This window comes from Lysobacter sp. CCNWLW3 (assembly GCF_036697405.1).
GTDB lineage: Bacteria > Pseudomonadota > Gammaproteobacteria > Xanthomonadales > Xanthomonadaceae > Lysobacter.
In genome coordinates this window covers 64,450-76,837 of record NZ_JBAHWA010000013.1, presented here as the reverse complement: position 1 = coordinate 76,837, position 12,388 = coordinate 64,450, and the positions used below count along the sequence as shown (strand labels likewise).

Below are 12,388 nucleotides of genomic sequence, written 5' to 3'. Positions count from 1 at the left end.
ACCGGGGCTTCAGCGCCCGCGCGCGGCGGGGCGGCGGTGTCGGAATGGATCAGGCGGCCGGTCAGCATCGAGCCGGCGATCATCTCGACCACCTTGTAATGCACGTTGCCCAGCACGCGCGCCTTGGCCGCCAGCTCGACCCGCTCGGCGGCGTAGACGTCGCCGGTGAGCTCGCCGTTGATGACCACCACCGGCGCATGCACCTCGCCCTCGATGCTGCCGTTCTCGGCCAGGGTCAGCACCGCTTTCTGGCCGGGCTCGGCCACGATCTTGCCGACGATCCGGCCCTCGATGTACAGCCCGCCGCTGAACTGCAGGTCGCCGCGGATCACCACCTGCGGGCCGATCATGGTGTCGACCTGGCCCGCGGCGAGCTGGGTGGATTTGTTCTTGAACATGCTTAGGTTTCCCCTGTGACGGTGGCGCCGCTGCGCCAGTCGAACGCCTGATCCACCGAGGCGTTGTCGCCCCGCAGCGATACTCGCACGCGCTGCGGGGTGAAGCCGGCCGGCAGCATCACGCTGCCGTCGAGCTGCTGGAAGTAGCGGAAAGAGTAGTCCTGCGCCGGCGCCGCCGGTCGCTGGTGCAGCTCGGCCCAGCCGACCGTGGTCAGCTTGCCGTTGCGCACGCCCTCGACCGCGAACTCCAGCCGGCCGGCGCTGACTGCGCCGCGGTTGAGGTTCTGGGTCAGGACGATCAGATATCGCCAGGTGCCGCCGGCCTCGGGCGAGAACTGGGTCGAATGCACGTTCAGGCCCTGCGGCTTGCCGGTAGAACCGACCAGGCGCTCGTAGAAGGCGACGTCGGCGCGCAGGTCGGCGATCTCTTCCTCGCGCTCGGCCAGCGCGCCCTGGATCTGCTTGTTGGCGACTCGGCTGATCTGGTCGGAGCGCTGCAAGGTGGCCTCGCGCTGCTCCAGCTGGTCCAGGCGGGCCTGGCGCTCGCGCAGGGTCGCGCGCACGGCGTCGAGTTCGGCGCTGACCTTGGGCAGCTGCGGCGCCGCGCGCCAGGTCGCCCAGGCCCAAGCGCCGGCCAGCGAACTCAGCCAGATCGCCGCCACCACGGCCGCGATCAACGGCCGCCGGTCGGGCTGCTGCTGGACGATGACGAAACGGGGCGGTGGGGCCTTGGCCATGCGAAGGGGCGGCGGGGGCCGCTGGCTGGTTCTATACTCGGCCGACAAGTCTAGCGGGGTTGCCGCCGTGTCCGATGCGCACCTGTTCGCAATTGGGGTAGTTCTCGCCTGGTTGGCGGGGGTCCGGGTCTATCTGACCGTGTTCGGGGTCGGCATCGCCGGCGCCCTGGGCTGGCTGGACCTGCCGCAGGCCCTGCAGGCGACCCAGTCGCCGTGGGTGATCGGCGTTTCCGGCGTGCTCGCCGCCACCGAATTCTTCGCCGACAAGATCCCCGGGGTGGACTCGGGCTGGGACCTGCTGCACACCCTGCTGCGGGTGCCGGTCGGCGCCTTCCTGGCCGCGGCCACCCTGTCCCCGGACGGCCAGCTCGGCGCCGGCGCGCTCGCCACCGGCGCCGGCGTGGCCCTGGGCAGCCATTTGCTCAAGGCCGGCTCGCGCGTGCTGCTCAACACCTCGCCCGAACCGGTGACCAACTGGACCGCCTCGGTCGGCGAGGACCTGGCCGTGGTCGGCACCCTGGCCCTGGTGTTCGCCCACCCCTGGATCGCGCTGTCCTTGGTCGCCCTGATCAGCCTGGTCGTCGCCCTGCTGCTGTGGTGGGTGTGGCGCCTGATCTTCCGGCGCGCGCCCAAGGTCAGCAACGCCTAGTACGGGTTCGACGCGCGCAAAAAAAAAGCCACCGGCGAACCGGTGGCTTCGATGTCTGGCTGGCGACGAAGCGCGCCTGGCGCGTTCGATGGCTGGCTGGATGCGGTGGCCGCGCGCGCCGGCGCGGACGCTCACTCTTCGATCTTGGTCAGCAGGTAGTTCTGCTCGCCCAGACGGTCGATCAGCGCGAGCTGGGTTTCGATCCAGTCGATGTGCTCTTCCTCCGAATCGAGGATGTCGGCGAACAGCTGGCGGCTGACGTAGTCGCCGACGGCTTCGGCGTGCTTGATGCCGTCGCGCAGCACCGGCAGCGCTTCCAGCTCCAGCGCCAGATCGCAGTTGAGCAGCTCGCGCGGATTCTCGCCGATGCGCAGCTTGCCTAGGGCCTGGAAGTTCGGCAGGCCGTCGAGGAACAGGATGCGCTCCGACAGCTTGTCGGCGTGCTTCATCTCGTCGATGGACTCGTGGTACTCGTGTTCGGCGAGTTCCTTCAGACCCCAGTTCTTCAGCATCTTGGCGTGCAGGAAGTACTGGTTGATCGCCGTCAATTCGTTGTAGAGCGCCTTGTTGAGGAACTCGATGACCTTGGCGTCGCCTTTCATGGCCGTGCTCCGGCGGTTGCAATGGCGGCACTCTAGCCCTTTCGCGCGCGCCATGACGGAACGCGAATCGAGTGCATTTCGCACACGCGGCCAGGCGGGAAACGGGAGTTCGCGAACGCGCGGCGCGCGTTCGCCGGGACGGTCAGGCGGCCTGCTGCAACACCGGCAGCGGCAGCTCGCGCAGCGCGCGGGCGCGTTCGAGCAATTCGGAGGCCATGTCCAGGCAGCTGCCGCAATTGGCGCCGGCGCCGGTCCGCATGGTCAGTTCGGGCACGCTGCGGCAACCGGCCTCGGCGGCCTGGAGGATGTCGCGTTCGGTGACTCCGTTGCAGATGCAGACGTACACGGTGGCGTTGGGCGGGCAGGCAGCCGGATCGGCTGCGAGCCCATTTCGCCAGGAATGCGAATGATTGTCAATTCGACGTCGGGTCCTGGCCGCCGCGGACGTTCATCCCCGGTTGGCGGGCGCGCGGCCGCTGGCGGTTGCGCCCTGGGCCCGCACGCGGATCCAGCTGCGCGCGCGCGTCCGGACCCGGCGCCGGCACCGCCTGGGCGCCGGCGATGCTGCGCGCGAACGGGGCCAGATGGCGCAGGGCGCTGGAGTAGACCCCGCGCTTGAACACCACCACGTGCTCGACCGGGTACCAGAAATCGACCCAGCGCCAGTGATCGAACTCGGGCTTGTCGGTCAGGTCCAGGCGCAGGTCGGACTCCTGGCCGGTCAGGCGCAGCAGGAACCAGACCTGTTTCTGGCCGATGCAGACCAGGCGGTCGTTGCGCCGGATCGCCCGCTGCGGCAGGCGATAGCGCAGCCAGCCCGGGGTCGCGCCCAGCACTTCGACGTGCTGCGGCAGCAGGCCGGTCTCTTCGCGCAGCTCGCGGTACATCGCCTCGAGCGGCGTCTCGTCGGTGTTCATCCCGCCTTGCGGGAACTGCCAGCCGTCGCGATGCACGCGTCGGGCCCAGAACAGGCGGCCGTCCGGGTGCATCAGCACGATGCCGACATTGGGCCTGTAGCCGTCCGGATCGATCACGATGCGGACTCCAAATTCACTGCGACCGACTCTGCCACGGCCCCCGCCCGACGACAAGCCGGCCCGGGACGATTGACGGCACCCGTCCCGGCATGAATAATTCGCGGTTCCCCGTGGCTATGTAGCTCAGCCGGTTAGAGCACAGCACTCATAATGCTGGGGTCGGTGGTTCGAGTCCACCCATAGCCACCATATTCAGAAGGCCGACGATTCCCGACGTAACCGGGAGTTCCGGCCTTTTTTGTTGCCCTTGGCCGTGAACGGCGCGCCCAAGACCAGGCCGGCTAGGCCGGCTAGGCCGCCTCGGCCCGCTGCGGCAGGCGGATGCGGAAGACCGTGCCCTCGCCCACCCGGCTTTCCACCTCGATGCGGCCCTCGGCGTTGACCACCAGGTCGCGCACCACCGCCAGGCCCAGGCCGGTGCCCTGGCCGCTGGGCTTGGTGGTGAAGAACGGCTCGAACACGCGTGCGCGCACGTCCTCGCCCATGCCGTGGCCGGTGTCGCTGAGGTCCAGCGCCACCAGCGCGCCTTCCTCCTCGGCGTGGCGCAGGGCGATGGTGAAGCTGCCGCCGTCGGGCATGGCGTGGTCGGCGTTGGCGGCGATGTTGAGCACCATCAGTTCGAAGTGGACACGGTCGAAATGGATCGGCACCGGCCGCTCGGGCAGGTCGAAGTCGATTTCCACGGCCGGGTCGAACAGCTGTCGCAGCGGCATCCGCATGTCCAGCAGCGCCGCGCAGGCATCGAAGGTTTCCGCTCGGGCGAGGTCCTGGCGGCTGAAGTTGAGCAGCTTCTGGCTGATCGCGCTGGCGCGCCGCGCCGCCGACTCCACGCCCGACAACGCCTTTTGCGCCTCGGCGCTGTCGCTGCTGCGCTGGCCGCGCTCGGCATAGCCCAGGATCAGGCCCAGCAGGTGGTTGAAGTCGTGGGCCACGCCGCTGGCCAGGCGGCCCACCGCCTCGACCTTCTGCGCATGGATCAGCTGCGACTGCACCCGTTCGCGCTCGGCGATCTCGTCCTGCAGGCGGCGGTTGGCCTCGGCCAGCTCGCTGCCGCGCCGGTTGGCGGCGTCCAGGCTCTCGCGCAGCGCCGACATGCTGCGGTCGACGACGATGGCCACGAACAAGAAGATCGTGGCGCTGATCGCGGCGTCGACGCCGAAGTTGGCCACCGAGGACGCCGCCGGCACCTTGGCGCCGACGTCGCGCCAGACGCCGACCGCGAACGCGAGCACGGTCCAGGCGTACATCAGCCACAGCGCGCGGCGACCGATCATCAGGCCGGCGATGACCAGCCACATCACCTGCACCGGATGCTCGAAGCGATTGGCGTCGAAGCCGTTGCCCAGGTAGGACAGCATCACCACCAGGGCCACCACCGCCATCAACTGGCGTACCGCCCACTGCAGGCGGCCGCGGCGGATCAGGACGAAGCTGAAGATCGCCAGGGCGCTCAGCGCCAGGCTCAGGCACAGGCTGAGCGTTTCGCCGGGACGCCAGGGAATGCCGGTGATCAGGCGATAGGCCCAAGCCAGCGGCGGCAGGCTGCCCAGCAGCAACAGCACGATCTGCAACATGGGCGCATTGCGACGGTCGACGGGGTCGTCGATGGGCACGCGCGCCAGCCAGGCGGGGACAGCCCGCCACGGCGATTCGCGACGGGAAGGTGGAGTGGTGGCGGGTTTGTTCATCCGGGGTCGACGTCCCTGTTCGTCGGACCCGCGTCGGCTGCCTGCGCGGGCCAAGATTTGACCACGCCATTAGGCACACTTTTTATGCCACTGCAAAGAGCTTCGCGAACGCCGGCCTGGAACGCACCGGCGCCGCGGGTTTCGCCTACAAGCCGCTGGCCGTCACCGTGCAGACCAAGGTGAACTGCATCGAGCCGCCCGCTGGCAGGGTCGGCAGGGTCACGCCGCTGCCCTGCAAGGCCGCCACCGTCGGCGCGCCCGGACAGACCGCGCCACCGCTGGCGCTGCCGCAACTCAGGCTGCCCGCGCTGCAGTCCACGCCGGGGATGGCGGGGTCGCTGAGCACGGCGCCGTCGCCGGGGCCGGGGCCGTCGTTGTTCACCGTGAGCGTGTAGGTGACCGTTTCGCCGCTGCGCAGGGTGGCCGGATTGGCCGCCTTGTCGATGCGCAGGTCCACGCCCGGGGTGTTGGTGAAGTTGCAGACGAAGCTCTCGGCGCTGGCGTCGATGGCGCTGCCGGGGATGGTGTAGGCGCCGCCGGAGCGGCTGCCGATCGGCGTGCCGCCGCTGGTGCAGCTGGCGTCGCTGAGCGTCCAACCGCTGGGCAGCGCGCTTTCGGTGATCACCACGTCGGTGCCGAAGACGGCCACCGCATAGGGCTCGATCGTGGCGGGGCTGGCGGTATCGCCGTCGACCTGCGCCGGCGCGTCGGCGGCCGGGGTGGTGACGGTGCCGGTGGCCTGGGCGGTGTTGCTGAGCGCGAAGTTGAACGGCCCGCCGGTGACGAAGCGCGTGGTCTTGTTCAGCGTGACCGTGGCCGGCGCGCACACCGCCGCCGGCGGCAGCACCTGGGCCAGGAACGCCTGCGCGCCGGGACCGGACTTGATGTGCACGACGATCTCGTTGAGGCCGCCCTGCCAGGGCCCGTTCAACACACCCGAGGCCTGTGCGCCCACCGCGAAACCGGCATAGAAATAGGGGTTGGCCGCGCCGTAGTTCGACTGCACGCCCTGCGCCGCGCCGTTCACCCAGACCTCGTACACCGCGTTGTCGGCGTAGAACTGCATGTCCAGCGACATCGCCGCCGGGTCCACGCCAGGGCCGAGATTGAACTGGAAACGGTAGAACACGTCGTAGTTGACGTTGCTGGGGTGGATCGCGTTGGCGGCGTGCGAGATCCAGTTGGCGTTGCCGTAGGGCGAGACGATGTAGTTGGCCGGCGGGGCGGCGACCACTTGCGCCGCGGCATAGCTCAGGCCCGCCGGCGGCGCGCCGGTGACGGGCGTGGTGGTCAGCGCGACCTGCCAATAGTTGTCCGCGCCCGAGGTGAGCCGGCCGCCGGCACCGTCGTAGGCGGTGTTGAACAGCGCGCCGCCGCTGTTGCAGGTGATCGTGGCGACATTGCCCGGCGGCAGCGGGAACTGGGTATCGGTGTCGGTGGCCGAATTGTTGGCCGGGGTCGCGTCGACCGTGCCGGTCGGCGTCGTCACCGTCGCGGTGTTGACCAGGTTGCCGGAGAAGGTCGAGGGCACGAACAGGGTCAGGCTGTAGGTGACCGAGCCGCCGGCCGGCAGATTGGCGGTGGTGTTGATCGCACCGGTGCCGCTGGCCGCGCCGCAGACGGCGCCGCCGGTGGCGCTGCCACAGGTCCAGTTGGCGGTGGTCACGCCGGTCGGCAGCGGGTCGGTCACCTGCGCGTTCTGCACGCCGAAGGGGCCGTTGTTGCTGACCACGATGCTGTAGGTGACGTTGTTGCCCGGCGTGTAGATGGCGCTGCCGTCGGTCTTGGTGATCGCCAGGTCGGCGGCGAACTGCACCGCCGTGGTGGCGCACTTGGCGCCGTCGCCGGCGCCGGCCGGCGCGTCGGAGATCAGGGTCGCCAGGCCGGTGGCGGTGTCGAACTGGTAGAACCCGCCGTTGTTGCGGCGGCCGAAAATGCCGTTGCTGGCGCCGATCATCGAGCCGAAGGCGTTGACGTCGCCGATCAGGCCCGAGGGGCCGATCTGGAGGACCGCACCGGTGGTCGGGTTGATCGAATGGAAGAAGCCGGTCGTGTGGTCGTGCACGTACAGCAGTCCGTTCGACCAGGCCAGGTCGGCCGAGTTGATCGCCTGGCTCATCGTGATCAGCGTGGCGACCCGGGTGTTGAGATTGACCCGCCACATCTGGTTGGTGGTGGCGTTCTGCTTGAGGTAATAGAAGCCGTCCGCGCCGATTTCGCCCGAGGCGATGGTCGTCACGGCATTGATGCCGGCGCCGGCGATGGCGCCCATGTCCAGCACGCTGCCGTCGCCGCCTATGCGCAGCAGGCGATAGGTGGAGGTGGCGCTGTCGAAGCGCGTGGCGAACAGGTAATTGCTGGCCGGGTCGTAGCCCATGGCGTTGTAGCCCAGGGCATCGGGCGCACCGATCGGCGGATACGTCAGCGGATTGGTACTGGTGTCGATGCGATGCAACTGGGTCGGTCCGCCCACGCCGAGATACATGGTGGAACTGCAGGTACCGAAGCTGGGTTGGGTCTGGTTGACGTAGCTGCAGGCGAACGACTCGCCCAACGCGACCGAAGCGGCCGGGATGGTGATCTGACGGCCGCTCAGCGTGCCCACCGTGGCGCCGGCGGAGTTGGTGCAGCTGGCGCTGCCGAACGACCAGGTGGCCGGCAGGCTGGTTTCGTTGATGGTGATCGCGGTGGCGATGGCCGCGACGGTGAAATCGGTGACCGCGGCGCTGGCGTTGCCGTCGACCGCGGTCGGCGTGTTCGCCGCGCTGGTGGTGACCGTGCCGGTGGTCTGCTGGGTGTTGGTCAGGGCGAAGCCGAACGCGCCGCCGGCACCGTTCAACGTGGTCTTGGTGAGGCTGACGGTCGGCATCGGCGCCAGGATCACGTCGTCGATGCCGAAGTCGTTGCCGGTGGCCGCGGTGCTGGCGTTGTTGATGCGCAGGTTGACCGACGTGGTCGTGGCGGAGGTGGTGAAGATCACCCAGCGCCGGACCCAGGTGTTGTTGGTCGCCGGATAAGCCGTGTTGAGCGTGGTCAGCACGGTGACGGCGCCGGCGTTGGGGGTGACGACCTGGCTCAGCACCGGGTCGCTGACCTGGTTGGTCACCATGGTCCAGTACGAGAACATGTAGCTCTTGTTCGGCTGCACCGTAATCGCCGCTACGTTGCGCCACACCGCCTGGCCCGCGGTGTACGCGCAGTTGGCGGTGTTGTGGTACAGGTAGTGCGTCGACGCGCCGCCGTCGGAGGTGGCGTCGCCGCCGGCGTTCACGATCTGGCCGTTGAGGCAGGCGGCGCTGGTCCAGTTGCCGTCGGCGGTGCTCTGCGCGGTAGGCAAAGCGCCGTTGGCCGCGCCGAAGGTTTCGCGGAACGTGACTTGCGCGTGCGCGCCCGTACTCCACAGCGCCAGCATGGCGAGCAGGCCGCACAGGGCCGCCGCGGCCCGGCGGCGAACGGTTTGGCCATGATCGGGGCCTGCCGCGCGCGCTTGCGCGGCCCGGGTGCTCAGGCGGCTCGGACGGGTATCGGCGATGGATGCGCAGCCAACGGACATGCTCAGTAGCTCCCCACGAAGTTCACGAACCAACCCTTGTGGTCGTAATCGAAATCGGTCAGATCGTCGCTGAAATCGGTGAAGTTGTAGCCCGCACCGATGCGGAAATTGCGGCCCAGATCGCGGTCCACGCCCAGCAGCCAACCCTTGCGGCTGCCGCCGTCGCGCACGTCCAGCCAGCGGTATTCGGCCAGCGCATGCCACTGCTGGCGCAGTTCGTAGCGGACCTGGCCGGCTGCGAAGGTGGTGCCCGAATCGAACCAGGCGCCGCTGCCGCGGCCGAAGCGGACTTCGCCCTCGCGCCGCGCCAGCTTGGCCGCGAACTCCCAGTTGCGGTCGCGCTTGTACACGCCTTCCAGCGACAGGATCTGCGATTTCTGGTCGTAGCTGGCGCCGTTGACCTGGGCCAGGGTGGCCAGGTCGTACAGATGGGTGTAGCGGCCGAACAGAGCCCAACGCGTGCTGTTCCATGGCCGCCAGGCGAAGCCGAAGTTGCCTTCGATGAAGCGCGCGCCGGCGTTGGGATCGGTCTCGTCGTCGGTGTCGGAGTAGTTGAAACGCGCGGCGATGCGCCAGCTTTCGTTGATCTTGTGCAGCAGGCGATTGGTGCTGACCCATTGCCGGCGGCGCTCGACGCCCGTGTCGCGGCGCCATTCCAGCTTGCTGTTCCAATCGGTGTCGGGCGAGGTGCGGCCGCCACTGAGGCTGATAGCGCGGCGGTCGACTTCGCCGCCGGCGCTGTTGGTCAGGTCGCCCTCGGACAGGGTGAAGCCCAGGTTCCAGCCCTGCGCCGGATAGAAGTCCATGCCGAAGGTGTGGGCCAGGCCCGACTCCTGGCGATTCTTCAGGAACTGGCTTTCGTTGAACAGGTTGGCCTGCGACGACAGCCGCCAGCGCTGGCCCAAGGCCCAACCGTTCTGGCGATTGGGATTGAACAGCGAATCGTGCTGGGTGCTGTCGGTGGAATAGGTGTAGTTGCCGTACAGCGTGTGCTCGGGGCTGAAGCGGTACTCCGCGTTGACCTGGGCCGCGTTGCCGCGGTCGCCATGGGTCAGCTCGGCGCCCAGAGTGGACGAATCGCCGAACAGGTACTTGCCGCCGACGGTGTAGGCGTCGTTGTCGGCGTAGGCGCCGCCGTCGTCGTCCAGGGTGAACTGGGCGGTGCCGTACAGGTCCAGCGCGCTGCCGACCTTGCGCGCGTAGCGCAGGGCGGCCAGGGTGCCGTCGGCGTCGCCGCTGGCGCGGCGCTGTTCGGTGCGGCGCAGCTCGGCGGTGAAGGTGTCCGCGTCGCTGGCGCGCCACTCCACCGTGACCTGGGTCTGGTCCAGCGACTCACCGCCGCGTTCGGCCTGGGTGTAGCGCGCGTACAGGCCCAGGTTGGGCGTGAATTGCCCCAGCAGTTCGATGCCCTGCTCTTCGATGTCCAGGCCGTTGTCGGCGCGGCTGGTCGAATAGCCGGCGCCGACGCGGCGCCACCAGGCGCCGGCCGACCAGTCCTGTTCGGTCCAACCCAGTTCGCGGAAGTTGACCCGCGCCTCCACCGCCTTGGCCTCGCCTTCGCGCGGCCCGACCGGGTTGAGCTGGACGAAGCTGAAGCCGCCGTTGTCGGAGAAGAACACCGGCGCACCGAAGGAACGCGTCTGGCTGTATTCGGCCTTGAGATAGGTGCCGCGGCCGGCCTGCAGGGTGATGTCGCCGGCGGCCAGCGAATAGTCCTCGCCGGCGCGGTTCTCGTCGACGTAGGTCGCGCCCACGCCCAGGTGATCGCCGAACCAGTGCTTGGCGCGCAGGCCGGCGCTGACCTCGTCGGCGTCGAAGCCCGAGGGCACCCATTCGTAGTCCACCATCAGGCGCTGTTCGTAGCCGTCCAGCGGAGCGTCGCGCGAGATGCTGCGCAGGTTCTCGCGGGTGACCACGGCCAGCGGCCGCGTCAGCAGGATACGACCCTGCAGTTCGTCGATCTCGTAGTCGGAGCCGCGCTTGAGATTGACCCGGTTCTCGACCCGGCCGGTGGTGGCGTCGCGGATCTCCAGCACCACCACGTCGGAGCCGGGCAGCAGGTCGGTGTGCTTGAGGTAGTACAGGCTGCCGCCGGTGCCGGCGAACTCGCTGTGGCCGGGCGCGGTCTGCGCCTCGGAGCCGAATGCGCGCAGCTCGGTACCGGGATCGCCCCAGGCATTGCTGCCGCGCGAGCGCCAGCTCAGCGCGGCGCCGTACAAGGAGCGCTGGTACTGGCCGTATTCGGTGCCGGTGATGCCGGTACTGTAGTTGCCCCACAACGCCTGGTTCTTGTCCCAGTCGGCGCGCAGGTAGAAGCGGCCCATGGTGTCGACATCGCGGTAGGTGGTCGAGTCGTCGCCGTACACCGGGTAGTACAGGTCCGGGTCCAGGCGCCGGAACACGTCCTGCGGATCGGCCTGGCCGAAGCCGTCGAACAGATGTTCCAGATCGCGCTCGGTGGTGTCGGCCTGGGCGGTGATCAGGTACTTGCCGCGCAGCTTGGCCTTGCCGTAGAACGCCAGGCGGCCGTCGCTGATCACGTCGTCGGCATAACGGCTGTCGACGCCGAAAGGTTCCACCGAGCCGCTGATCTTGTTCTGCCACACGGTCACGTCGGCCAGGCCCACGCCGAAGAAGTAGCGGCCGCTGACGTCGACGCCGAGGGTCTGGCGCACGCCCTGGGCGTCGGACGCGGGCTCGCCGCCGAGTCCGTCGGCGCCGCCGCGCAGTTCGACGGCGAAGTCGTGGTGCCCCACCGGCATCAGGTATTCGGCGACGAACTTGCGCTCCAGGTCGACCGGATGGCTGTCGCCGTTGATGGTGAGGCTGTAGCCGGGCGGCAGATTGCGGCCGTGGATGCGAATGCGCGAACCGTAGATCGGGATGTTCTGCTGGCGCAGGCCGTTAGCCGCGAACGCCTCGTCGATCAATGCCTGGGTCTGCGCCTGTTCGGTGCTCAGCGCGGTGCCCAGCGACTTCTCCACGCCCTCGCGCAGCTTGCGGCCGCCGCGCTCGGCTTCCTCCGGCGTCACCAGCTGCAGCGTGCGCGGCTGGGTTTCGTCGAAGTGGCCTTCGCGGTCGTAGGCGCGCAGCACGTAGATCAGGTCGTCGCCGGCGCGGAAGCGGTACTTGTCCGGCAGCGCGCCGTCCCAGTCGCCCTGCGTCACCGCCGCCACGTCCAGCGGCACCGTCGCCAGCGGTTCGACCAGGTCGGCGTCGCTGGCGCGGTAGAGCTTGAGCTCATAGCGCTCGATGAAGGACGAATAGTTGCTGCGCACGTAGAACTGCACCGGCTTGACGACGTTGCGGCCGTCGAAGGGCGCGAAGCCCGGCGCGGATACCGACAGTTCGGGCAGGCCCAGGGCCGGATCCTCGGTGGCCCAGATCGCGCCGCCGTTGCTCAGGCGCAGGACGAACTTGCCGGCCACCGTCGCCCGCCCCGGCGCCGCGCCGCGGCCCAGGTCGATGTCGACGCGTCGGTCGGGCTGCAGCGCCTGCGAGGAGCTGCTGCCGGCCGGCGCCAGCGGATCGCTTTCGCCCAGGGTGCGCAGGCGGAACAGCAGACCTTCTTCGGAGCTGCATTCGTCGCCGGTGCAGTCCGCGCCGCTCACCGGCGGCGTAGCGGCCGACGGCGACTGCGCGTCCTGCGCTTGCGCCAGCGGCGGCAGGCTGGCCAGCAGCCCGATCAGGGTGTAGTCGAGCAGTTTCATCTTGGTGGTCATGG

The 12,388-nt window shown here is 69.0% G+C and carries 7 protein-coding genes, 1 tRNA gene and 2 pseudogenes; 2 read left to right on the top strand and 8 right to left on the bottom strand.

Annotated features, from left to right (window positions below):
• Positions 1–41: 41 nt before the first annotated feature.
• Positions 42–398: pseudogene (locus V1318_RS17080) on the bottom strand (polymer-forming cytoskeletal protein); the annotation flags it as partial.
• A 2-nt stretch (positions 399–400) separates the two neighbouring features.
• Positions 401–1,135, bottom strand: coding sequence for a DUF6776 family protein (locus tag V1318_RS17075; protein WP_332940935.1), 735 nt, complete (start codon positions 1,133–1,135; stop codon positions 401–403).
• A 67-nt stretch (positions 1,136–1,202) separates the two neighbouring features.
• Here V1318_RS17075 and V1318_RS17070 point away from each other — a divergent pair, with 67 nt between their 5' ends.
• On the top strand, positions 1,203–1,784 hold the full coding sequence (locus V1318_RS17070; protein ID WP_332940934.1) for a DUF4126 domain-containing protein: 582 nt from the start codon (positions 1,203–1,205) through the stop codon (positions 1,782–1,784).
• Between the two features lie 131 nt (positions 1,785–1,915).
• Here V1318_RS17070 and bfr read toward each other — a convergent pair whose 3' ends face one another.
• The 3 genes and pseudogenes from bfr to V1318_RS17055 form a co-directional block, all read right to left on the bottom strand.
• A complete protein-coding gene (gene bfr, locus V1318_RS17065; protein WP_055904302.1) occupies positions 1,916–2,386 on the bottom strand; it encodes a bacterioferritin in 471 nt (156 codons plus the stop codon).
• A 142-nt stretch (positions 2,387–2,528) separates the two neighbouring features.
• Positions 2,529–2,732 (bottom strand): (2Fe-2S)-binding protein, encoded by a 204-nt coding sequence (locus V1318_RS17060; RefSeq protein ID WP_332940933.1) that lies wholly within the window; start codon positions 2,730–2,732, stop codon positions 2,529–2,531.
• A 208-nt stretch (positions 2,733–2,940) separates the two neighbouring features.
• Positions 2,941–3,420 (bottom strand): annotated as a pseudogene (locus V1318_RS17055) (RNA pyrophosphohydrolase); the annotation flags it as partial.
• A 115-nt stretch (positions 3,421–3,535) separates the two neighbouring features.
• Between V1318_RS17055 and V1318_RS17050 the strand changes: the two are divergent.
• Positions 3,536–3,612 (top strand) — tRNA-Met (locus tag V1318_RS17050).
• 101 nt (positions 3,613–3,713) lie between these two features.
• Here the strand turns inward: V1318_RS17050 and V1318_RS17045 are convergent.
• The 3 genes from V1318_RS17045 to V1318_RS17035 form a co-directional block, all read right to left on the bottom strand.
• Positions 3,714–4,997 carry an ATP-binding protein gene (locus V1318_RS17045; RefSeq protein ID WP_332940932.1) on the bottom strand — a complete coding sequence of 428 codons (1,284 nt, stop codon included), beginning with the start codon at positions 4,995–4,997 and terminating at the stop codon, positions 3,714–3,716.
• Positions 4,998–5,256: 259 nt separating this feature from the next.
• Complete coding sequence (locus V1318_RS17040; RefSeq protein WP_332940931.1) at positions 5,257–8,664, bottom strand: DUF11 domain-containing protein; 3,408 nt, start codon at positions 8,662–8,664, stop codon at positions 5,257–5,259.
• Positions 8,665–8,666: 2 nt separating this feature from the next.
• Positions 8,667–12,386 (bottom strand): hypothetical protein, encoded by a 3,720-nt coding sequence (locus tag V1318_RS17035; RefSeq protein ID WP_332940930.1) that lies wholly within the window; start codon positions 12,384–12,386, stop codon positions 8,667–8,669.
• Between the last annotated feature and the right edge of the window lie 2 nt (positions 12,387–12,388).